Annotated in this window: 23 protein-coding genes and 1 tRNA gene; 9 read left to right on the forward strand and 15 right to left on the reverse strand. The window is 72.0% G+C overall.

The features are described 5' to 3' along the window. Positions 1–190: 190 nt before the first annotated feature. The 3 genes from PV721_RS11250 to PV721_RS11260 all read left to right on the forward strand — a co-directional run bounded on the left by PV721_RS11250 (position 191) and on the right by PV721_RS11260 (position 1362). Complete coding sequence (locus PV721_RS11250) at positions 191–427, forward strand: NAD(P)-binding domain-containing protein (RefSeq protein ID WP_319722904.1); 237 nt, start codon at positions 191–193, stop codon at positions 425–427. Next, positions 340–858 carry an NADP oxidoreductase gene (locus PV721_RS11255; RefSeq protein ID WP_319722906.1) on the forward strand — a complete coding sequence of 173 codons (519 nt, stop codon included), beginning with the start codon at positions 340–342 and terminating at the stop codon, positions 856–858. The genes PV721_RS11250 and PV721_RS11255 overlap by 88 nt, the downstream gene beginning before the upstream one ends. A 201-nt stretch (positions 859–1059) precedes the next feature. After that, positions 1060–1362, forward strand: coding sequence for a hypothetical protein (locus PV721_RS11260; protein WP_319722908.1), 303 nt, complete (start codon positions 1060–1062; stop codon positions 1360–1362). On the opposite strand, the gene PV721_RS11265 is transcribed toward PV721_RS11260, so the two are convergent. Further along, entirely contained in the window at positions 1304–2746 is a 1443-nt protein-coding gene (locus PV721_RS11265; protein ID WP_319722910.1) for an MFS transporter, read from the reverse strand. The genes PV721_RS11260 and PV721_RS11265 overlap by 59 nt on opposite strands. A gap of 152 nt (positions 2747–2898) precedes the next feature. Beyond that, positions 2899–3402, reverse strand: coding sequence for a MarR family winged helix-turn-helix transcriptional regulator (locus PV721_RS11270; protein WP_319722911.1), 504 nt, complete (start codon positions 3400–3402; stop codon positions 2899–2901). Between the two features lie 105 nt (positions 3403–3507). On the opposite strand from PV721_RS11270, the gene PV721_RS11275 reads away from it, so the two are divergent. Beyond that, positions 3508–4329 carry an NAD(P)H-binding protein gene (locus PV721_RS11275; protein WP_319722913.1) on the forward strand — a complete coding sequence of 274 codons (822 nt, stop codon included), beginning with the start codon at positions 3508–3510 and terminating at the stop codon, positions 4327–4329. Between the two features lie 18 nt (positions 4330–4347). Here the strand turns inward: PV721_RS11275 and PV721_RS11280 are convergent, their stop codons facing one another. Then, a complete protein-coding gene (locus PV721_RS11280; protein WP_319722915.1) occupies positions 4348–4926 on the reverse strand; it encodes a TetR/AcrR family transcriptional regulator in 579 nt (192 codons plus the stop codon). Positions 4927–5008: 82 nt separating this feature from the next. Here PV721_RS11280 and PV721_RS11285 point away from each other — a divergent pair, with 82 nt between their 5' ends. Next, complete coding sequence (locus PV721_RS11285; protein WP_319722917.1) at positions 5009–5824, forward strand: SDR family oxidoreductase; 816 nt, start codon at positions 5009–5011, stop codon at positions 5822–5824. Between the two features lie 25 nt (positions 5825–5849). Here the strand turns inward: PV721_RS11285 and PV721_RS11290 are convergent, their stop codons facing one another. From PV721_RS11290 to PV721_RS11310, 5 genes are read right to left on the reverse strand one after another with little or no spacing between them, the layout of a single operon-like run. Beyond that, on the reverse strand, positions 5850–6755 hold the full coding sequence (locus PV721_RS11290; protein WP_319722919.1) for a hypothetical protein: 906 nt from the start codon (positions 6753–6755) through the stop codon (positions 5850–5852). Positions 6756–6765: 10 nt separating this feature from the next. Beyond that, complete coding sequence (locus tag PV721_RS11295; protein WP_319722921.1) at positions 6766–8112, reverse strand: GH1 family beta-glucosidase; 1347 nt, start codon at positions 8110–8112, stop codon at positions 6766–6768. Then, entirely contained in the window at positions 8109–8933 is an 825-nt protein-coding gene (locus PV721_RS11300) for a carbohydrate ABC transporter permease (RefSeq protein ID WP_319722923.1), read from the reverse strand. Before PV721_RS11300 ends, PV721_RS11295 begins: the two co-directional genes overlap by 4 nt. Continuing rightward, a complete protein-coding gene (locus tag PV721_RS11305) occupies positions 8930–9925 on the reverse strand; it encodes a carbohydrate ABC transporter permease (protein WP_416371075.1) in 996 nt (331 codons plus the stop codon). The genes PV721_RS11300 and PV721_RS11305 overlap by 4 nt, the downstream gene beginning before the upstream one ends. A gap of 7 nt (positions 9926–9932) precedes the next feature. Further along, positions 9933–11270 (reverse strand): ABC transporter substrate-binding protein, encoded by a 1338-nt coding sequence (locus PV721_RS11310; protein WP_319722925.1) that lies wholly within the window; start codon positions 11268–11270, stop codon positions 9933–9935. A 101-nt stretch (positions 11271–11371) separates the two neighbouring features. Here PV721_RS11310 and PV721_RS11315 point away from each other — a divergent pair, with 101 nt between their 5' ends. After that, positions 11372–12397 (forward strand): LacI family DNA-binding transcriptional regulator, encoded by a 1026-nt coding sequence (locus tag PV721_RS11315; RefSeq protein WP_319722926.1) that lies wholly within the window; start codon positions 11372–11374, stop codon positions 12395–12397. Between the two features lie 47 nt (positions 12398–12444). Here the strand turns inward: PV721_RS11315 and PV721_RS11320 are convergent. From PV721_RS11320 to PV721_RS11335, 4 genes are all read right to left on the reverse strand, one after another. After that, a tRNA-His gene (locus tag PV721_RS11320) sits at positions 12445–12517 on the reverse strand. Between the two features lie 97 nt (positions 12518–12614). Then, positions 12615–13217 (reverse strand): oligoribonuclease, encoded by a 603-nt coding sequence (gene orn / locus PV721_RS11325; RefSeq protein ID WP_319722928.1) that lies wholly within the window; start codon positions 13215–13217, stop codon positions 12615–12617. 105 nt (positions 13218–13322) lie between these two features. After that, entirely contained in the window at positions 13323–14495 is a 1173-nt protein-coding gene (locus tag PV721_RS11330) for a helix-turn-helix domain-containing protein (RefSeq protein WP_319722930.1), read from the reverse strand. 376 nt (positions 14496–14871) lie between these two features. Next, the gene (locus PV721_RS11335; RefSeq protein ID WP_319722975.1) at positions 14872–15189 is read right to left on the reverse strand and encodes a hypothetical protein; all 318 of its coding nucleotides are present in this window, start codon (positions 15187–15189) and stop codon (positions 14872–14874) included. Positions 15190–15646: 457 nt separating this feature from the next. On the opposite strand from PV721_RS11335, the gene PV721_RS11340 reads away from it, so the two are divergent. Together PV721_RS11340 and PV721_RS11345 are read left to right on the forward strand one after the other, a co-directional pair. After that, a complete protein-coding gene (locus tag PV721_RS11340; RefSeq protein ID WP_319722977.1) occupies positions 15647–16180 on the forward strand; it encodes a universal stress protein in 534 nt (177 codons plus the stop codon). Between the two features lie 98 nt (positions 16181–16278). Further along, positions 16279–16845, forward strand: coding sequence for an acetate uptake transporter (locus PV721_RS11345; protein WP_319722932.1), 567 nt, complete (start codon positions 16279–16281; stop codon positions 16843–16845). Between the two features lie 95 nt (positions 16846–16940). Here the strand turns inward: PV721_RS11345 and glmS are convergent, their stop codons facing one another. The 3 genes from glmS to PV721_RS11360 all read right to left on the reverse strand — a co-directional run bounded on the left by glmS (position 16941) and on the right by PV721_RS11360 (position 20080). Continuing rightward, complete coding sequence (glmS, locus tag PV721_RS11350; RefSeq protein ID WP_319722934.1) at positions 16941–18758, reverse strand: glutamine--fructose-6-phosphate transaminase (isomerizing); 1818 nt, start codon at positions 18756–18758, stop codon at positions 16941–16943. 65 nt (positions 18759–18823) lie between these two features. Continuing rightward, the gene (locus tag PV721_RS11355; protein ID WP_030008735.1) at positions 18824–19099 is read right to left on the reverse strand and encodes a hypothetical protein; all 276 of its coding nucleotides are present in this window, start codon (positions 19097–19099) and stop codon (positions 18824–18826) included. 96 nt (positions 19100–19195) lie between these two features. After that, positions 19196–20080: a DUF4429 domain-containing protein gene (locus PV721_RS11360; RefSeq protein WP_319722937.1), complete on the reverse strand. Its 885-nt coding sequence runs from the start codon at positions 20078–20080 to the stop codon at positions 19196–19198. Between the two features lie 51 nt (positions 20081–20131). Here PV721_RS11360 and PV721_RS11365 point away from each other — a divergent pair, with 51 nt between their 5' ends. Next, the gene (locus PV721_RS11365) at positions 20132–21730 is read left to right on the forward strand and encodes a beta-N-acetylhexosaminidase (RefSeq protein ID WP_319722939.1); all 1599 of its coding nucleotides are present in this window, start codon (positions 20132–20134) and stop codon (positions 21728–21730) included. The last annotated feature ends 229 nt before the right edge of the window (positions 21731–21959 follow it).

Here is a 21959-nt window from a genome sequence, read left to right on the forward strand (position 1 = left end):
CTGCCGCGCCGGCCACGGCCCGCCCGCCCCCCGCCGCCGGGACGGCCGGACCCTCGGCGGTCCCGGCGGCGGGGGGCGGGCGGGCCGTGGCCGGCGCGGCAGCCGACGTAACCGGGGGCGCGCCTAGATCTTCCACGACGTGGGAATCCTGGACCAGCCGGGCCCCCCGGCCGATCGGAAGGAATCAGGCATGCGCTACGCAGTCCTCGGCACCGGGATCGTCGGCCGCACGCTGGCCGCCCGGCTCGCCTCCCTGGGCCACGAGGTGGTCATCGGTACCCGGGACCCCGGGGCGACCGCCGGGCGCGCCGCGCCGCGTGGCAGGCGGGGCAGCCCGGGGTGCGGCTCGCCGGCTTCGCGGAGGCCGCGCGCGACGGCGACACCCTGGTCAACGCCACCGGCGGGCAGGTCAGCATCGCCGCGCTGACGGCTGCGGACGCCGCGCACCTGGACGGCAAGATCCTCATCGACGTCGCGAATCCGCTGGACTTCTCGCGGGGCTTCCCGCCGCGCCTGGACCCGGTGGACACCGACAGCCTGGGCGAGCTGATCCAGCGCACCTTCCCGGGGCTGCGGGTGGTCAAGACGCTCAACACGATGAACTGCCTGGTCATGGTCGATCCGGGCCGGGTCGCCGGCGAGCACCGCGTCTTCCTCTCGGGCGAGGACGCGGACGCGAAGAAGGCCGTACGGGAGCTGCTCCACTCCTTCGGCTGGCCGGAGCGGAGCATCCGCGACCTCGGGGGCATCGAGACCGCCCGGGGCGCCGAGATGCTGCTCCCCGTATGGCTCCGGCTGATGGGATCCCTCGGGCACACGGACTTCAACTTCCACATCCAGGGGGCGTCTTCCGGCTGAGGGGTCCGGGCGGTCAGGCCGGGCCGGTCAGCCGGCCGCCAGGCCCGGACCCCGTCGGGCCCGGACCCCGTCAGGCCGGGCCGCAGGGCGGAGCGCAGTCCGGACCGCAGTCCGGATCGTCAGGCCCCGCACGGACGGGGGCGCTTGGGTTGCCGCGCCCCCGGGCCGCGCCGAGGGTGGGCCTGACGGAAGGAGCCACGCATGAGAGTCATGCTCAGGGCGCACTTTGACACGGCCGCCAGCAACGAGGGCATCAAGACCGGCTCGCTGCCCCAGGCGGTGAAGAAGCTGATGGACAAGGTGAAGCCGGAGGCGGCCTACTTCGGTCTGCACGAGGGCGTCCGCTCCTGCTGGATCGTTTTCGACCTGCAGGACAGCTCGCACATGCCGGCGCTGATGGAGGACATGTTGCTGCAGTTCAACGCCGAGCTCGAGGTCGGCCCCGTCATGAACGCCGAGGACCTGGCGAAGGGCTTGGCGGCGATGGAGTCCTCCCCGTCCTGACGGCCGGCGACCTCGCGCCCTGGTGGGGGGCGGGCTCCTGGTGCGGTCCGAGGGCCGGGCGGCCTCCGGCGTCCTGGCGGGGTCCGGGATCCTGGCGAGGTTCGGGGTCCTGGTGGGGCGGGAGGCCCGTACCGGTCCTTCCCGCCGACGACAGGGCCAGTACGGCGGAGGCGGCGGCCGCGGCGCAGGCGACTGCGAAGGCCGCCCGATGGCCGTGGGCGCTCGCCAGCAGCCCCGAAACGGCCGCGGCCAGCGCCTGCCCGAGGATCAGTCCGCTGCCGACCACGGTCATGGCCTCGCCCATCCGCTCCGCCGGGCCGGCCCGTTCCACCAGGCCGAACAGCGCGATCAGGTGGGGCGCCACGGCCAGTCCGATGCCCGCGACGGCGAAGGCGGCTCCCCACAGTCCGGACACCGCCAGCAGGGGCAGGGTGAGCACGGCCTGGACGGCGATCGTCCACCGCAGCCGTACGGTCAGGTCCGCCGATCCGGGCCGGGAGACCGTGACGAAGCCGGCGAGGGAGCTGGTCACGGCCATGGCGGCCCACACCAGGCCGGCCGCGCCCGCCTCGCCGAGTGATGCGGCGAGTGCGTTGACGCCGGTGTTCGCCCCGCTCCAAGCGGCCCCCTGCAGCACCGCCAGCGCGAACAGCAGGCCCAGCCCGGGCGACCACAGCCCTACGCCGGCCCGCGCGCCGGGGGTGGCGGCGGCCGGGGCCGGAGCCGCGACCGCCGGGCCCGGAGCGGTCGGATGCACTGCGAACAGCGTGCCGAACACCAACATCAGCGCGGCGGCGATGACGAGCGCCGAGGCGGGGTGCACGGTGACGGCCAGGATCCCGGCCAGTGCGGGGCCGACCATGAATCCGACCTCGTCCAGGGTGGTGTCGAAGGACAGGGCGGACCCGAGCAGCTTCTTGTCCCCGCCGGCCAGCCGTGCCCAACGGGCCCTGGCCAGTGGGCCGATCTGGGGCACGGTCAGCCCGGCGGCGACGGCCAGCGCCATCCGGGCGGCCGGCGGCAGCCCGCCGAGGACGGCTGCGACGAGGGCGAGGAGGACGGCGGAGTTCGCGGCGCAGGCGACGAGCAGGACGGGGCGGTGGCCGCGCCGGTCGGCGAGCCGGCCGATGAGGGGGCCGCCGAGGGCCTGGCCGAACCAGAGGGCCGCGGCGACGGCGCCGGCGTCGCCGATGCCGTCGCGGGCGTTGATGAGCAGGAGCGTCCCGACGGGGCAGAGCGCGGCGGGGAGCCGGGCGAGGAACGCGTAGAGGGGGAGGGCGGTACCGCCGAGGGCGAACACCCGGCGGAAGCCGCCGGCCGCGGCCGCGGGTGGTGCGGGCGCGGGCGCGGGTGTGGGGACGGGCGTGGGGTGGGGCTGGGACACGGACAACCTCCGACCGCACGCCGACCCTCCCGTTTCTCCGGCGCGCGCTGTTGCCCGTTGGGCGGGACCGTAGTGCCGGAACGCCGCCTTCGGAAGCCCCCGGGACGCGGCGGTGGGTCAGTCGGTCGCAGGGCGTGTCCGGTTCCCGGCCGTCAGCCGGCTTCCCCCGAGGTGAGCCGTTTGGCCTGGGCGCGGCCGACCTCGGCGGCGCGGTGGAGGTAGTCGGCGATCACGGTGAGCTCGGCGTCGGAGTAGCTCTCCAGTACGGCGCCGAAGGCGCGGCCGGGGGTGTCCCATGCCGCGCCGATCCGCTCGCGAGCCTCGGGGGAGAGGGAGACGAGGGAGCGGCGGCGGTCGTTCGGGTCGGCGTGCCGCTGGACGATGCCGGCCTTGACCATCCGGTCGACGAGGCGGGTGGCGGAACCGGAGGTCAGTCCGGTGAGGCGGGCGATGTCGCCGGTGCTGACGGGTTCGGGCTCCATGTCGAGGAGGGCGACGCACTGCATGTCGGTGGGGTGGAGTCCGACGTGGTCGGCCATCGCCTGGTTGAAGAGGGAGTAGTCGGCGTAGTGCCGCTGGCTCTCGGTGACGATGCGCGCGAGCAGCTCGGCTCGGCTCCATTCCGCACCACCCGTACGAGTGGGATCGGTTGACATCGGCTCCTCCATGCTTCAGATTTATCTGTGTGACGCAGAGAATGTGTCGCACAGAATCTGTGCCACGTATGGATTCTATCCCCAACTCCAGATGAGGAACCAGTCATGTCGATTCTCGTCACCGGCGGCCGCGGTGCGGTCGCCCGCGGCCTCTGCGCCCTCCTCGACGCCCGCGGCGTTCCGTACCGCCTCGGGTCGCGTGAGCGGGGCACTCCCGGCGCGGTCCACTGCGACCTCACCGATCCGACGACCTTCCCCGGCGCCCTCGCCGGTGTCCGCTCCGTCTTCCTCTACGCCGAGGCGGCCGGCATCGACGCCTTCGTCAAGGAGGCCATTGCCGCCGGGGTCGAGCACGTGGTGCTCCTGTCCTCCTCCTCGGTGCTCGCCCCGGACGCCGCCGGCAGCCCGCTGTCCGCGTCCCACCTCGCCGTCGAGCAGGCCCTGTCGGCCTCCCCGCTGCGCACCACCCTGCTGCGGCCGGGCTCCTTCGCGAGCAACGCCCAGGGCTGGGCCTGGTCCGTGAAGTCGGGCCGCCCGGTTCACCTGCCCTACCCCGGCGCCTACTGCGACCCCGTCCACGAGGCCGACCTGGCCGAGGCGGCCTTCGCCGTCCTCACCGACTCCGCCCTCGCCGGCCGCGCCTACACCCTGACCGGCCCGCAGTCGCTGACCTTCGCGACCCAGCTCGCGATACTCGGCAACGTGCTCGGCCGCTCCATACCCTTCGAGGCAGTCTCCGCCGAGCAGTGGAAGTCCGAGGTCGACGGCTACATACCCGGCCCCTACGCCGATGCCCTGCTCGACTTCTGGGCCGCCTCGGACGGTCTCCCGGTCGAGATCACCGACGCCGTCGAGCGCCTCACCGGGCATCCGGCCCGCACGTTCGAGACCTGGGTGAAGGACCACGCCGACGCCTTCGCGGCCTGAGTGCGGCGGCGCACGGCCTCAGGTGAGGGAGTCGATCCAGCGCTCCAGGCGTCGGGCCTCGGTGGTCATGAGCTCCGGGTCGCGGAAGGTGTTGGTGAGCAGCGAGATGCCCTGGTAGGCGGCGATCAGGGCGACCGCGAGCTCGCGCGCGTCGGCGCGGCCCATCTCCCGGAACTGGTGCTCGGCCCAGGTGAGCAGGGTCTGCATGACTGCGGCGATCGACTGGTCCAGTCCGTCGGCGCGCTTGTCGAGTTCCGAGGCGAGGGTGCCGGTGGGGCAGCCGTACCGGGCGGTGAGCTCGCGCTGTTCGACCCAGCCGTTCAGCAGGGCCTTCAGGCGGTCTTGGGGGGTGGGGAGTTCGTCGAGGGTGCCGAGCAGGCCCCCCAGGGTCTGCGCGTGTGCGTCGATCGCGGCCTCGACGAGCTGGTCCTTGGTCTTGAAGTAGTAGTAGACGTTCCCCACCGGGACCTCCGCCGCCTGGGCGATGTCCGCGAGCGTGGTCTGGGCGATGCCCTGTGTGTGAAGCACCTGGGCCGCGGCGGCCGCCAAGCGCTCCCGCTTGCCGGACGTACGCCGGGACTTCTTTGAGTCAGTCACCTGACTGACTGTAGACGAGTGATCGGAGGGGAGCTATGGTCGAGTTAAGTCAGTCAACTAACTTACTCGCAGGGGGCTCGTCGTGATCGTGGTAACAGGTGCGACCGGGAACGTGGGACGCGAACTGGTGCGGATTCTGGCCGAGGGCGGTGAGCAGGTGACCGCAGTCTCCCGGCGGTCGGCGCACATGCCCGACGGGGTCCGCCACCACCAGGGCGACCTCGCGGAGCCGGAGAGCCTGCGCCCCGCGCTGGAAGGGGCCGAGGCGCTGTTCCTGCTCGTCGCCGGCGAGGACCCGCAGGGCATCCTCGAACGGGCCGATGCCGCCGGGGTGCGCCGGGTCGTCCTGCTCTCGTCCCAGGGCGTCGGGACACGCCCGGAGGTCTACCGCCATCCCGCACGGTTCGAGGAGGCCGTCCGCGGGGCCGGCCTGGAGTGGACGGTCCTGCGTTCCGGCGGGCTGAACTCCAACGCCTACGCCTGGGCCGAGACGATCCGGACGCGGCGCACCGCCGCCGCGCCGTTCGGCGACATCGGGCTCCCGACCGTCGACCCGGCGGATGTCGCCGAGGTCGCGGCCGCGGTCCTGCGCGACCCCGGCCACACGGGCCGGACCTACGAGCTCAACGGGCCCGCCCTGGTCACCCCGAGGGACCGGGTCGAGGCGATATCCGCGGCCCTGGGCGAGCCCGTCCGGTTCGTCGAACAGACCCGGGAGGAGGCCCGCGCCCAGATGCTGACCTTCATGCCGGAGCCGGTCGTGGAGGGCACCCTGGGGATCCTCGGCGAACCGCTGCCCGCCGAGCTGATACCGAGCCCCGCCGTGGAGCAGATCCTGGGCCGCGCACCCCGCCCGTTCGCCGACTGGGCCGCCCGCTCCGTCCCGGCCTTCCGCTGACCGCCGCACGCCCCGCCGGGCCGGACTACTGCACGCTGAACCGGTGTGGATGGGACAGGTCTTGGGGGCAGGTGAAGATGTTGAGCTTGCCGTGGTTGCCGACGACCACTCCGGTCGGAGTGCGGGTGCGGTCGTCCGGCTGCTCCTCCAGCGGGATCCAGCTCGTACCGTCCGCCTGCCACTCGTGCGTTGCGATCGTCAGGAGCAGGTCCATCGCCGAGCCGCAGGTGCGGCAGTCCATCGACCCGGGGCCGGTGAGGTTCCACGCGGCGTGGCCGCCGGCCTTCCAGCCCGGGGCGATGGAGAGGTCGCACTGATAGCTCGGCACGGGGCCGCCGTCACCCTCGCCGTCCGCTTCGCTCCCGTCGGCCTCGTACGCGGCCTCCTCCTGGGCGTCCTCCCACTCCTCGACACGTGCGCCGAGGGCTCCGGTGAGCAGCTCGATGTACGGGTACTCGGTGACCTGCTCCGGGTGCAGGACGCAGGGGCTCGGCACGTAGCCGTCGAAGCCGACCGGACCGGGGGCCGGCGGCTCGTCCAGGATCTGGCGCACCTCTGCGGCGCGGCGCCAGTGCAGGTGCACGTACATGCCCGCCCCTGTGGGCCCGTGCGCGTCGAAGGGGCACCAGAACAGCTGGAGCAGGTCGCCGCCGTCGGGACCGGCGGGCAGGTCCGGCACGTCCCGGCCGTAGAGCTGGGCCACGGCCAGCAGCGGCCGGGGGCCGCCCGCCGCCGCGCCGCGCCCGTGCGGGGCCTCGCACACCGGCCACGGCTCGTCGGCCGGCCACAGCATCGGCCCGCCGATGTGGCTGTCGTGCACTCCGGTCGCCCCGGCGCGCGGGTGCAACCGGGTCGCCGTACGGCGGTGGGGTGCCAGTTCGGGGAAGAGGGACTCCACGTCCAGGGGGCGTGGCGGCGTGGTGAGGCGCATGGGGCCGAATCTACAAGCCCGCGGGCATCACACCCTTGCGGGCCAGGCGGGCGTACCAGTGGGCGCTGGAGCGCGGGGTGCGGGTCTGGGTCTCGTAGTCGACGTGCACGATGCCGAAGCGCTTGCTGTAGCCGTAGGACCACTCGAAGTTGTCCAGCAGCGACCACAGGAAGTAGCCCTCGACGGGGGCGCCGTCCGCCAAGGCGCGGTGGACGGTGGCGAGATGGGCCTCCAGGTAGGCGATACGGAGCGGGTCGTGCAGGTCGGGGGCGTAGGCCGCGCCGTTCTCGGTGACCAGCAGCGGCAGGCCGGGCGCCTCCCGGGTGAAGCGCATCAGCAGGTCGTACAGGCCCGTCGGGTCGATCGACCAGCCCATGTCGGTCCGCTCGCCCGGGGGCTGGTGGAAGGCCACCGTGTCCGCCGCGGGCCACGGGGAGTGGGCCGTGCCGCCGTGGCCGTCGGCGCGCGGGCCGTCCTCGCCGGGGGCCGCCGACACCACCGCAGGCGTGTAGTAGTTCACGCCGAGGAAGTCCAGCGGCTGGTGGATGAGCGCCTCGTCGCCCGTGCGGACGAAGGACCAGTCGGTCAGCGCGGCCGTGTCCGCGAGCAGGTCCTGCGGGTAGGCACCGTGCAGCAGGGGACCGGTGAAGATCCGGTTGGCGAGCGCGTCGATACGGCGCGCGGCGTCCGCATCGGCCGCCGAGCCGGTCAGCGGCCGCACCGCGCTGGGGTTGAGCGCGATGCCGGCCCGGGACCGGGCGGGCAGGGCGGCGGCGGCCAGGCCGTGGGCCAGGTTCAGGTGGTGGGCGGCGCGCAGCGAGTCGGCGGGGGAGGTGCGGCCCGGGGCGTGCACCCCGGAGGCGTAGCCGAGGAAGGCGCTGCACCAGGGCTCGTTGAGCGTGGTCCAGAGCTCCACCCGGTCGGCCAGCACCTCCGCGACCTGGGCCGCGTACGAGGCGAAGGCGTAGGCCGTTTCCCGTTCGGGCCAGCCGCCGGCGGCCTCCAGCTCCTGCGGCAGGTCCCAGTGGTAGAGGGTCACGCAGGGCGTGATCCCGTGGGCGAGCAGCTCGTCCACGAGTACGTCGTAGAAGCCGATCCCGCCGGCGAGCACGCGCGGCCAGGACACCGAGAACCGGTACGCGCCGAGCCCCAGTTCGGCCATCAGCCGGACGTCCTCGCGCCACAGCCGGTGATGGTCGACCGCCACCTCGCCCGTGTGCCCGCCGTACACCTTCCCCGGCGTGTCGCAGAACGTGTCCCAGATCGAGGGCCCGCGCGAGGCGGCCGCGCCTTCGATCTGGAAGGCAGCCGTGGCCGTGCCCCAGAGGAACCCCTCGGGGAATCGCATGTCCGTCATCCCTTGACCGCTCCCTGCATGATGCCGCCGACGATCTGGCGGCCGAAGACGATGAACACCAGCAGCAGCGGGAGCGTGCCCAGCAGAGCGCCCGCCATGATCACCGACTGGTCCGGTATGTAGCCCCGGCCCAGCCCCGTCAGGGCCACCTGCACCGTCGGACTGCCGTTCTGGGTCAGCGCGACGATCGGCCAGAAGAAGTCGTTCCAGGCCATGACGAAGGTGAGCATCCCCAGCACCGCCATCGCCGGCCGTGCTGCCGGGAACACCACGTGCCACATGACCCGCAGGGAGCTCGCCCCGTCGGTGCGCGCCGCCTCCACCAGTTCGATCGGCAGCGCGTGCACCAGGTACTGGCGCATGAAGAACACCCCGAAGGCGCCCACCAGGGTCGGCAGGATCACCGCCTGGAGCCGGTCGGTCCACGACAGCCGCGCGACCAGCATGTAGAGCGGCACCACGCTCAGCTGCGGCGGGATCAGCATCGTCCCGATCACGAGCGACATCAGCAGCCGGCGGCCGCGGAAGCGGAGTTTGGCGAAGGCGAAGCCCGCCAGGGTGGAGAAGAGCACGGTGCCCGCGGTGACCGTGCCCGCCACGATCACGGTGTTCAGCAGGGCGGTGCCCATGTTGGCGTCGGTCCAGGCGATCTGGAGGTTGCGCCCCAGGTTCCCGCCGAACCAGAACGGCGGCGGGGTCTGGGCCAGACGCGTGCTGTTCCGGGAGGCCGCGATCGCCGTCCACACGAGCGGGAAGAGCGAGCCGGCCGTGAAGAGGCCGAGCACCAGGTACGTGAGCCGGCCCGCGCGCAGTGATCTCATCGGGAGTCCTTCCGTCCGCGCAGCAGCCGCGCCGCCCCCGCGATCAGCAGCAGGATCAGGAACATCGCCCACGCGATCGCCGAGGCCCGCCCGAGGTGCAGGTTCACCCAGCCCTGCTCGTACAGGTACAGCCCGAGCGTCTGGAACTGGTGGTCCGAGCCGCCCGTCGCGCCCGCCCCGCCGTTGAACAGCAGCGGCTCCCCGAACAGCTGGGTCGCCCCGATCGTCGACACGACACAGGTGAAGAGGATCGTCGGCCGCAGCGAGGGCACCGTGACGTGGCGGAACTGCTGCCAGCGCGAGGCCCCGTCCAGCGCGGCGGACTCGTAGAGTTCGCCCGGCACGGCCTGCATGGCGGCCAGGTAGATGAGCGCGTTGTAGCCGGTCCACCGCCAGATCACGATGGTGGAGACCGCCAACTGCGAGGCGAAGGTGCCGTTCTGCCAGTCGACCGCCCCGAAACCGACCGCCGAGAGCGCCCAGTTGATCATCCCGTAGTCCCGGCCGAAGAGCAGTACGAAGACGAGGGTGGCGGCCGCCACCGAGGTTGCGTACGGGGTCAGCAGCGCGACCCGGAAGAAGGCGGACCCGCGCAGCTTGTAGTTGAGCAGATGGGCCAGGCCGAGCGCGATCGCCAGCTGCGGGACCGTGGACAGCAGCCCGATGGTGAAGGTGTTGCGCAGCGCGTTCCAGAAGAACTCGTCGTCCCACAGCCGGGTGAAGTTCCTCAGCCCCACCCACGTCATGCTGTCGGGATCGGTCAGCTCCACCTGGTGCAGCGCCGCCCAGCCCGTGTAGAGCAGCGGGAACAGCCCGAAGGCGGCGAAGAAGAGGAAGAAGGGCGCCACGAAGGCGTACGGGCTGAAGCGCAGGTCCCAGCGGTAGCGGCGCGAGCGCCACACCTGGCCCGGCCGGCCCCGGCCGCCCCCCTCCGCCGCCGGCCGCTGCGGGCCGACGGCGGAAGGGGACAGGACAGCGGTCTCGTCCGTCACTTGCGCCTCACTGGTCCAGGGCGTTGTCGATCGCCTTCACGGCGGCCTCCCAGCCCTCCTGCGGCGACCGGCCCTTCTGGTCGACCTGGAGCATGCCGATGTCCGCCAGGTTCTGCGCGATCACCAGGTCCTTCGGGCCGACCACCGTCACCGGCACCCCTTCGGCCGCCCTCGCGAAGATCTCGCCGATCGGGGCGCCGCCGAAGTACGCGTGCTGCGCGCCCGACACCGCCGGCAGCTTGTACGCGGCGCTTGCGCTCGGGAAGCTGCCCCGCTTCTCGAAGAGCTTCGCCTGCTGCGCCGGCGCCGTCAGCCAGGCCGCCAGCTTCGCCGCCTCCTCGGCGTGCTTGCCCGCCTTCGGCACGACGAGGAAGGAGCCGCCCCAGTTGCTGGGCTTCGGCGCCTGCGCCACGTCCCACTTGTCCTTGCCCGCCGGGCCCGCCTTGTCCTGGATGTAGCCGAGCATCCAGGCCGGGCAGGAGACCGTCGCGAAGGAGCCGTTGGCGAAGCCCTGGTCCCAGCCGGGGGTGAACTGCTGGAGCTTGGCGCTCAGCCCGTCGGTGGCGAAGGAGGCCGCCAGGTCGAAGGCCCCGCGCACCGCCGGGTTGGTCTTGTAGACGACCTTGCCCTGCTCGTCGTAGAATCGCTGGGCGCTGCTGCCGGTCACCGCCGCCATCACACCCGACGCCGAGTCCACGAAGGCCTTCCCGTCGCCGGCCTTCGCCTTGTACGCCCGGCCCGCCTCCAGGTACTTGTTCCAGTCGCCCGCCCACAGCGCCCCGACCGCCGCCCGGTCGGTGGGCAGCCCGGCCGCTTCGAAGAGGTCCTTGCGGTAGCAGATGCCCTGCGGGCCTATGTCGGTGCCGAGGCCGACCGTGGCCCCGCCCTTCGCCGCGCTCGCCGTGCCCTGCGCCCACTTCCACGGCAGGTAGGCGGCCTTGTCGACGCCGGGAGCCTTGCCGAGGTCGACGAGCTTGTCGGCCTGGGTGGCGGTGATCTCGGCGATGTTGTTGACCTCGACGGCCTGGATGTCCGCGAGCCCGCTGCCGGTGCCCAGGTGGGTGAGGAGCTGGGGGTAGTAGTTCTCGTTGCGCTCGATGGAGGTCTGCTCGATCCGGATCCCGGGATTCTGCGCCATGTACTCGTCGTAGAGCCCGGCCTCCTTGAGGCCGAAGGCCCCGAAGACCCCGACGGTGAGGGTGGTCTTCCCCTTGCCGTCATCGGAGGAGCCGGCGTCCGGCTTCTCGGCCGGGTCCTGCGCGCATCCCGCGAGCAGCAGCGCGGCCGCTCCCACCGCGGTGACCACCGTGACGAGGTTTCTTCGCACTCGGGCTTGGGCTCGCATGTGCATCCTCCCTGAAGGACGGAACGTGCCGGGTGTTCTGTGACACAGTGTGGGAGCGCTCCCACAGTCGTCAAGGGGTAGATTCACAACGGGAGGAAGCCATGAACGGGCACGGGCGCAGCGGGGGACGGCCCACGCTGGAGGAGGTCGCGGCGCGCGCCAGGGTAGGGCGCGGCACGGTCTCCCGGGTGATCAACGGATCTCCCAAGGTCAGCGAGCATACCCGGGCCGCCGTCGAGGCGGCCGTGGCGGAGCTGGGGTACGTACCGAACCGTGCCGCGCGTGCGCTGGCCGCCAACCGCACCGACGCCATCGCCCTCGTGATCCCCGAGCCCGAGGCCCGCTTCTTCGCCGAGCCCTACTTCTCCGAAGTGGTCCGCGGGGTCGGCGCCGCCCTCGCCGAGACCGACGTCCAGCTCGTCCTCACCCTGGCGGGCAGCGACCGCGAGCGGCGCCGTCTCGCCCAGTACCTGTCAGGGCACCGCGTGGACGGCGTACTGCTCGTCTCCGTCCACGCCGGGGACCCGCTGCCGGAGCTGCTGGCCGAGCTCGGCATCCCGACGGTGATCAGCGGCCGCCGCTCCGCCGCCGAGACGCTCCCCTGCGTGGACTCCGACAACCTGGCGGGCGCGGCCGAGGCCGTACGCCACCTCCTCGCGCGGGGCCGCCGCACGGTCGCCACGATCACCGGTCCGCTGGACGTGTACGGGGCCCAGTGCCGCCTCGACGGCTACCGGCAGGCCCTGGCCGCCGCCGGACACCAGGTCGACGAGATGCTGATCTCGGTCGGCGACTTCACCGAGGACGGCGGCCGCCGGGCCATGCGCGAGCTGCTGGAACGCCGCCCGGACCTCGACGCGGTCTTCGCCGCCTCGGACGTCATGGCGGCGGGCGCCCTGCGGGAGCTGCGTGCGGCCGGCCGCCGGATACCGCAGGACGTGGCGCTGGTCGGCTTCGACGACTCGGTGGTGGCCCGGCACATGGATCCGCCGCTGACCAGCGTCCGGCAGCCGATCGAGGAGATGGGCCGCACCATGGCGCAGGTGCTGCTGGCGAGGATCGCCGGGGAGACGGACGAGGCGTCCGTCGTGCTGCCGAACCGGCTGGTGATCCGCGAATCCTCGTAGGAACGCAGAAGGCCCCGGTCGCTCTCGCGACCGGGGCCTTCCCGCAGGGTGAGTGACGGGACTTGAACCCGCGGCCACCTGGACCACAACCAGGTGCTCTACCAACTGAGCTACACCCACCATGTCCGGTCGGAAAACCGACCGGCCGAAGAAAAGGGTACAGGGTCCGGGAGGGTGCTCGCTCCACCCTTTCCCGCACCCCTCTCCGCGGGAGCCGCTACGCGCCCGGCGAGGCGTGCTTGGCGGCGATGCTCCGGGCCGTGTCCGAGTCGGGCCCGGGCTGCGGCACGAAAACCGCCTCCCGGTAGTAGCGCAGCTCGGTGATGGAGTCCTTGATGTCCGCCAGCGCCCGGTGGTTGCCGTTCTTCGGCGGGCTGTTGAAGTACGCCCGCGGGTACCAGCGGCGCGCCAGCTCCTTGACCGAGGACACGTCCACGATCCGGTAGTGCAGGTAGCTCTCCAGCGCGGCCATGTCGCGCAGCAGGAAGCCGCGGTCGGTGCCGACCGAGTTCCCGCAGAGCGGCGCCTTGCGGGGCTCCTTCACGTGCTCCCGCACGTACGCCAGGACCTGCGCCTCGGCATCCGCGAGGGTGGTCCCGCCGGCCAGCTCGTCGAGCAGGCCGGAAGCGGTGTGCATCTCGCGCACCACGTCGGGCATGGTCTCTAGGGCCGCGTCCGGCGGGCGGATCACGATGTCCACGCCTTCGCCGAGCACGTTGAGCTCCGAGTCGGTGACCAGTGCGGCCACCTCGATAAGTGCGTCGTCCGTCAACGAGAGCCCGGTCATCTCGCAGTCGATCCACACCATGCGATCGTTCATGTGTCCCACCTTATGCGGTCCCTTGCGGAGCGGACCGCATAAGCGGAAGGTCCCCCATCGGCGGTGACCGATGGAGGACCTCCCTTGCCGTACCCGTGGTGGGGGTTACGCGTGTTCCCGCAGGACCCGGCCCGGGGCGTACAGCTCCGTCACCGTCGGGCCCGCCGCGGCCAGGGCCGCCGCCGCCCGGTGGGGCTGCGGAGTGCGCTGGTGCGGAACCGGCCCCGACGAGATCTCGGCCACCTGTGCCACGTCGGCCTGCGGCCGGCGTGCCCGGTAGGCGGAGCGGTAGGCGGCCGGGGAGGACCCCAGCTGCCGCCGGAAGTGACCCCGCAGGGCGACCGGCGAGCGGAACCCGCACCGCCCGGCGACCTCGTCGACCGAGTAGTCGGAGGTCTCCAGCAGCCGCTGCGCCTGGAGCACCCGCTGGGTGATCAGCCACTGCAGCGGCGCACTGCCGGTGAGCGAGCGGAACCGGCGGTCGAAGGTGCGCCTGCTCATGTAGGCGCGGGCCGCCAGGGTCTCCACGTCGAACTGCTCGTGGAGGTGTTCCAGCGCCCAGGCGACGACCTCGGCCAGCGGGTCGGCGCCGATCTCCTCCGGCAGCGACCGGTCGAGATACCGCTCCTGTCCGCCCGTGCGGCGCGGCGGCACGACGAGCCTGCGGGCCAGGGCCCCGGCCGCCTCGCTGCCGTGGTCCGTGCGCACGATGTGCAGGCACAGGTCGATTCCGGCCGCAGTGCCCGCGGACGTGAGCACGTCGCCGTCGTCGACGAACAGTTCGCGCGGATCGACGTGGACGGACGGGTACCGCTTGGCCAGCGTCGGCGCGTACATCCAGTGCGTCGTCGCGGGCCGGCCGTCCAGCAGACCGGCGGCGGCAAGCACGAAGGCTCCCGTGCACAGTCCGACGATCCGGGCCCCCTCCTCGTGCGCCAGACGCAGTGCGTCCAACGCCTCTGGAGGCGGTGGTGATGTGATGGAGCGCCAGGCGGGAACGACGACCGTGCCTGCCCGGGCGATCGCCTCCAACCCGTACGGCGCGGTCAGTTCGAGTCCGCCGGTGGTCCTGAGCGGACCGTCCTCACCGGCGCACACGAGCAGTCGATAGCGTGGAACTCCCGCGTCCTGCCGGTCAATGCCGAACACGGAAAGTGGAATGGAGCTCTCGAAGATCGGTCCGCCGCTGAAGAGCAGCACCGCGACGATCTCCCTGCGGCGACGCCCCGCGAGCTTCCGGCCGGCGTCTGTGACGACGGCGGTGGAATCCTGGCTCATGGCGCTAAGCCCCCCTTGGGTGTCGCGACTCCTTGGTCTGGTCGCACCTGCACGTTTCCCCTCGGCCTTGCACGTGGATCCCCCGCCGTAAATACATGATCGAATCTACTGCGTCCCGTGGTGTCGGCGTGACAAGTTCAGCACGCAGCGCTATGTCGACTTCTCAACTTGGCGAAAAGCATTCGATCAGTAAGCGTTCCGCTCCGCTACCCGAATGGGAAGGCCGTCCACCGGCCGTGGCCAGTACCCGTAGGGCCGTTACGCCCCCCGAGGTCCGTAGTCGCTGGTGGTGAGGGGGGTGGGGGGACATTCCGGCAAGGAGGGCACCCTGCCGGGAAGTTGGCTGAAAACGTGCGTGTGTGGGTGTGCGAATGAGTCAGTCATGCGGGGACCCGGCGCCGGAGCCGTGGCAGCCGCGGCGGTTCCCGGCCCCGCCGCGCGAGTGCCGGCGGCGGCGGGAGGGCGCAGGGCGCTCCGCCCGGACCCTGGCCGCCGCCCGCTCGTGCTTCTCCGAGTGCCGCAGCAGGACCCGGCACGCGGCCGTCACGGCGAGCAGCCCCAGGGTCGCGACGGCCGCCCCGCCGTACGAGGTTCCGTAGACGACGAGGACCACGGGGACGAGCAGGCAGCTGAACGCGGCCCAGCGCACCACGTCACCCGCAGGGTCGTCATGGGTGCGTCCGGCGGACTGCACGGACGGGTGAAGGGTCGGGTGGAGGCCCGGGCGCGGCGACGGGGTGAAGTGCGGGCCCGGGTCGGCGGGCTGGAGGGACCGGACGGACTGCGTCGGCTGAGCTGGCTGGACGGGGTGAACCGGATGACCGGGCACGGCGTGCTCCCTGCGGGCTCTTCCTGGACGGTCGGACTCGTGTCCAACGCCGCGCGGCTCGGCTCGGTCACTGCGCGCACGGGTGGCGGCGCCCCGACTCGTCACTGGCTGTAGGGGGCAGTGGTCATTGCCAAGGAGCGCTCGCTCCGGCATGCTCCCTGGGACGCTCTCCAAGGGCGGCAAGCCCTGTGCAGGACAGGAGTGTCGCCGTACCCTGGTGGGTATGGGCTTGGGAAGATGCTTCCCGGACATAGCTCCGTCACACTGCGTCGCCGATTTCGCCCCTGTTGCTTCCTCCAAGGACCTCTTCGCCGAGACACCCATGGCCGGTCACGAATTCTCCGAACCCGCGGACCGCAAGCGCAAACGCCTCGCCGACCCCGCGTCGGCCGCCGATCTGCGCGCGGTGGAACAGACACGCCTGCCCTGCGATCCGGCCTTCCGGCACGGAGTCGTTGTGGGATTCGACGGATCCACGTCCAGTGAGCGCGCCCTCGCGTACGCGATCGGCATGGCCCGACGCTCCGGATCGGGCCTGATCATCGTCCATGTCGCCAACCGGCTGCCCACCACCGTGTGGGCGGGGTGCGAGCCTCCGGTCTTCGTGGACGTGCCGGACCACCGCACCGAGGTGCTCGGGCTGGAGCTCGCCTGCGCGGACTACCTGGCGGAAGTGCCGTGGATCCTGGTCGAGCGGGGCGGTGACATCTGCCATGAGCTGGAGGAGGTCGGCCGGGAGTATTCGGCCGACGCCATCGTGGTCGGCTCCACGCACGGGATCGTGGGCCGGATCTTCGGATCGGTGGCCGGCCGTCTGGCCAAGCGTGCGCAGCGACCGGTTGTTGTCATTCCGTGACCCTCTGTTAAGTCGATTGTGCGGTTGTGCCCTCGTGTAAAGGGTAGATAAATGCTGCTGGGACGCAGCAAACAACTGCAGATCGAAGGGAGCCCGCCGTGGACAATGGTGTCTCTGCGGGAAGCACGGCCTCGACTTCGACCCTCGGGAACATCGCCCTGGGTCTCACCCTTCTCGCATTCGGTATCGGCCACACAGGTGTCATCGACGGCGTGTCCGCTGCCAGTTCCGTGTCGCTCGCGATGTACGTCGGCGGCGCGGCCCTGTTCCTCCTCGGCCTCCTCGAGTACCGCGGCGGCAACGGGTTCAACGGCACCGCGTTCGCGGGCCTCGGCATCTTCTGGTTCACGTGGGCCAAGGGCGCGGGGGCTTCGGTCTCCGATGAAGCCGCCGGAACGTTTCTCGTCCTGTTCGCGATGCTCGCGCTGACCCTCACGGTCGCCGCCGCGAGCGGTCTGTTCAGCCAGGGCGTCTACGGCCTGCTGACCCTGTCGCTCGTCCTGCTGGCGATAGGTTCGTTCATGGACAGCGGCGGGCTCGCCAAGGCGGGCGGCTGGGTCGCCGCCGTGTCCGGGCTGCTGGCCTGGTACGGGGCCACCGCAGCCCTGGCGCACTGGCCGATGGCCGTCGGCAGGTCCCGGCGCGGGGCGGTCGCCGCGAGCTGAGCGCCACGGATCCGAAGTGATCCGAAGTGATCGAAAGGGGCCGACCCCCGTGCGCACGGCGCACGGGGGTCGACTCATGTGACGGGGGCCGTCGGCTACTCGACGGTGACCGACTTCGCCAGGTTGCGCGGCTTGTCGATGTCCCGGCCCATGGCCAGGGCCGTGTGGTAGGCCAGCAGCTGGAGCGGGATGCCCATCAGGATCGGGTCCAGCTCGTCCTCGTTCTTCGGGACCACGATGGTGTGGTCCGCCTTCTCCTGCTCGCGGTGGGCGACGGCCAGGATCCGGCCGCTGCGGGCCTTGATCTCCTCCAGCGCCGCGCGGTTCTTCTCCAGCAGGTCGTCGTCCGGGACGATCGCGACCGTCGGCAGCGAGGGCTCGATCAGGGCGAGGGGACCGTGCTTGAGCTCGGAGGCCGGGTAGGCCTCGGCGTGGATGTAGGAGATCTCCTTCAGCTTGAGGGAGGCCTCCAGGGCCACCGGGTAGCCGCGCACCCGGCCGATGAACATCATCGACTTGGCCTCGGCGAACTCGGCCGCCAGCTTCTTGATGTCCTCTTCGCCGTCGAGGATCTCCTGGATCTGCGCGGGCAGCTTGCGCAGGCCCTCGATGATCCGCTTGCCGTCGGTGACGGAGAGGTCCCGGATGCGGCCCAGGTGCACGGCGAGCAGCGCGAAGGCCACGACCGTGTTGGTGAAGCACTTGGTGGAGACGACGCAGACCTCGGGGCCGGCGTGCACGTACACGCCGCCGTCGGCCTCGCGGGCGATCGCGGAGCCGACCACGTTGACCACGCCGAGGACGCGGGCGCCCTTGCGCTTGAGCTCCTGCACGGCCGCGAGCACGTCGTAGGTCTCACCGGACTGCGACACCGCGATGTAAAGGGTGTCGGGGTCCACGACCGGGTTGCGGTAGCGGAACTCGGAGGCCGGCTCGGCGTCCGCGGGGATGCGGGCCATGCCCTCGATGAGGCCGGCGCCGATGAGGCCCGCGTGGTACGAGGTGCCGCAGCCGAGGATCTTGACCCGGCGGATGCCGCGCGCCTCGCGCGGGTCCAGGTTCAGGCCGCCCAGGTGCACGGTGTTGAAGCGGTCGTCGATCCGGCCGCGCAGCACGCGGTCGACCGCGTCGGGCTGCTCGGAGATCTCCTTGTGCATGTACGTGTCGTGGCCGCCCATGTCGTAGGAGGCGGCCTCCCACTCCACGGTCTCGGGCGTGGCGGTGGTGGTCGTCCCGCTGGTGGTGTAGGTGCGGAAGTCGTCGGCCTTCAGGGTGGCCATCTCGCCGTCGTTGAGGGTGACGACCTGGCGGGTGTGGGCGATCAGCGCGGCGACGTCGGAGGCGACGAGCATCTCCTTCTCGCCGATGCCGAGGATGACCGGAGAGCCGTTGCGGGCGACCACGATGCGGTCGGGGAAGTCGGCGTGCATCACGGCGATGCCGTAGGTGCCCTCGATGACCTTGAGCGCCTCGCGGACCTTCTCCTCCAGGGTGTCGGCCTGGGAGCGGGCGATCAGGTGGGTGATCACCTCGGTGTCGGTCTCGGAGGCGAAGACCACGCCCTCGGCCTCCAGCTTCGCGCGCAGCTCGGAGGCGTTGTCGACGATGCCGTTGTGGACGACGGCGACCTTGTTCTCGGGGTCCAGGTGCGGGTGCGAGTTGAGGTCGCTGGGGGCGCCGTGGGTGGCCCAGCGGGTGTGGGCGATGCCGGTGGTGCCGGCGAAGCGCTTGGGGACGCGGGACTCCAGCTCGCGGACCCGGCCCTTGGCCTTGACCGCCTTCAGGGCGGCGGCCTTCGGGCTGTTCACGACGATGCCCGCGGAGTCGTATCCGCGGTACTCGAGCCGCTGCAGGCCCTCCAGCAGCAGCGGTGCCACGTCACGCTTGCCGATGTAACCGACGATTCCGCACATACGGTTTTGCCCCTCCTGAAGTTCGGTTCGTGTACTCGCCCGCAGCCGCGCCCGCGGCCGCCGGCTCAGCCGTAGACGATGCGGCGCAGCTGCCGGAGCGAGAGCTCCGGGGGCGCCACGGCGCGGTGCGGCAGCTCGGCCGCGATCCGCTCGAAGATCTCCGCGTTGACCGCTCCGCCGGACTGCAGTTCCCGGTGGCGGCGGCGGACGAACTCCTCGGTCGTCTCGTCGAAGTAGGCGAGCACGTCGAGCACCACCCGGGCGGCCTCGCCGCGCTGCAGCGCGGTGCTGCGCACCAGGTGGTCGACGAGGTCGTCATGCGACGGGCGGCGATCGAGCACTCGTAGATATTGGCGGCTAACGGCGCCGAACGCAAAGATCCTGCCCGAAATCGGGCAGGATCCCCCTGGTCTGGACCAGGGAATAGGTCGGTCCGGTTAGAAACGCCGCAAAACAGCCTGTTTCGCCGCGGCGAACTCCTCGGCCGTCAGGACCCCCGCCTGGTGCAGATCGCCCAGCTCGCGCAGTCGCCGCAGCAGAGCGTCGTGATCTTCGGCGGGGGCGGCCGCCGAGGAGAGCTCCGCGGGCGCGGCGACCGTGTCGGCCGGGCCCTCCTGGGGCGCCGCCGGGTGGGGCATCCGTACGGCCACGGCCGCCGCGACCAGCGCCATCAGCGGGTCCTTCTTGAAGCCGAAGAGCTCCACGGTGTGCGGGTCGTACTTGGGTGCCGGGGCCGGCGGGGCGCCCGTCAGGGTGAAGCGCAGCCAGCCGTTCTCCAGACCCTTCGACGGGGACCACTCCACCGTGCGCAGGTCGGCGATCCTGAACTCCCGCGGTCCGCCGGAGCGCTTGGCCTCCTCCGTCGTCCAGTTCCAGTCCAGGGCCACCCGGTCGCCGTCGAAGGCCGCCGTCCCGTCGCCCGCGCCCACCGCGATCGGCACCGGCGGCCCCGGGAGCAGGTACGTGTCCACCGGGCCGGTGTCCACCTGGTCGAGCAGCAGGGCGTTGCGGACCTCGTCCACGAAGTACTCCGCGACCCCGCTGCGGTCCGACTCCACGGTCAGCCGGTACGGGTCGGAGGCCTCCGGCAGGCGCCCGCCCGTCACCTGGAGCAGTGGGTCCGCGCCGTCACGCAGCCGAAGCCGAAGCCGGCCCGCCTTGCGGCTCGGCTCGTACGAGATCCCCGCGAGCGCGCGCAGTGGTACGACCACCTCGCCGAGGGTCTGCCGCAACAGCGCCACTCCCTTGTCGCGGCCCGGCACGATGCGCACCGCGTCCCCGTCGAAGCTCCAAGTGCCGTCCTTCTGGATGATTTCCGCCATCCGGCGATTCTCCCACCGTCGCGGACGAGCCAGTTGGCCTATACCTGGGCCATGAGAGTCCTGCGACTGCGACGCACGCTCGGCACCCTCCTCGCCCTCGGCGTCCTCGGTGGTTCCGCTTCCTGCACCACCGCCCACGGGGACGACGCCAGACCCGGCGACGATCCGCCCGCGGCCCTCGCCCCCTTCGAGCGGCTGCTGCCGGCGCCGCTCTCCGCGCGCGCCGAGGGGCCCGGCTACTCCTTCGGGCCCGGCACGGTCATCCGTACCGGTCAGGGGGCGGACGAGGAGGTGCGCCGGGTGGGCGAGCTCCTCGCGGAGCAGCTGCGCGGCCCGAGCGGGCTGCCGCTGCCCGTGGTCGACGGGGCGCAGGGGGACGGGATCCGGCTCGGCATCGACGAGGAGGCCGAGGGGCTGGGCGAAGAGGGGTACCGGCTGGAGTCCGGCCCCGGCGGGATCACCCTCACCGCGCGGACCCCGGCCGGCCTCTTCCGCGCGGGGCAGACGCTGCGGCAGCTGGTGCCGGTGACCGGTCCCGGGACGGTGCCGGGCGGAACGGTCACCGACCGGCCGCGCTTCGCGTACCGGGGGGCGATGGTCGACATCGCGCGGCACTTCTTCTCGGTGGAGCAGGTCAAGCGGTACGTGGACCAGCTCGCCCAGTACAAGGTCAACACGCTGCACCTGCACCTGACCGACGACCAGGGGTGGCGGCTCGCGGTCGACTCCTGGCCGCGGCTGGCGGAGTACGGGGGCGGCAGTGAGGTCGGCGGCGGTCCCGGCGGGCACTGGACGAAGGACGAGTACCGGGAGCTGGTGGCCTACGCGGGGGAGCGGTACGTGGACGTGGTCCCGGAGATCGACATGCCGGGGCACGTGAACGCGGCGCTCGCCTCCTACGCCGAACTGAACTGCGACGGGAAGGCCCCGGACCGGTACACGGGGACCAAGGTGGGCTTCAGCTCGCTGTGCATCGGCAAGGAGCGGACGTACGAGTTCATCGACGAGGTGCTCGGCGAGCTCGCCGGGCTGACCCCGGGCCGCTACCTGCACATCGGCGGCGACGAGGCGCACGTGACGCCGGCGGCGGACTACGCGGCCTTCATGGACCGGGCGCAGGCGGTGGTGGGCCGGTACGGGAAGACGGTGATGGCCTGGCACCAGCTGGCGGGGGCGCGGCCGGCGCAGGGGGCGGTGCTGCAGTACTGGGGCCACGACAAGACCTCGGCCGCGGACCGGGCGGCCGTCGTGGCGGCGGCGAAGGCCGGGCACCGGCTGGTCCTGTCGCCGGCGGACCGGCTGTATCTGGACATGAAGTACGAGGCGGCGACGAAGCCGGGGCTGGCGTGGGCCGGGTACGTACCGGTGCGGCGGGCGTACTCCTGGAACCCGGGGGCCTACCTGGCCGGGGTCCCGGAGTCGGCCGTCCTGGGCGTGGAGGCCCCGCTGTGGACGGAGAACGTCGCGACGCGGGCGGACTGGGAGCTGATGGCGTTCCCGCGGGTCCTGGGCCTGGCGGAGCTCGGCTGGTCCCCGGCGGGCTCGCTGGACTGGCCCTCGTACAGTCGCCGCCTGGCGGCCCAGCAGGCCCGCCTCGACGCGCAGCACATCGGCTTCTACCGGGCCCCGGATGTTCCATGGGCGCAGTAACTAGAAAACATTTCTAGAAATCGACTCCACAGCATCCTTCTGCCGGGCCACACTTGGAACCGGGCGGGCCGCGGGGGCGTCCGAAGAGCCGGAGGCGGCTTCCGCGGGCACGGGGGTGCCGCGGAAGCCGCCTCCGGCTCTTCGGGAACGATCACGAGGGCGGGTCCGCGAAGAGGGCCGGTCTGGGCTTCGCGGACACGCCCTCGTGCTGTGGGGAGGGGCGGGCGGT

It is taken from the genome of Streptomyces sp. MB09-01 (assembly GCF_033794505.1).
GTDB lineage: Bacteria > Actinomycetota > Actinomycetes > Streptomycetales > Streptomycetaceae > Streptomyces.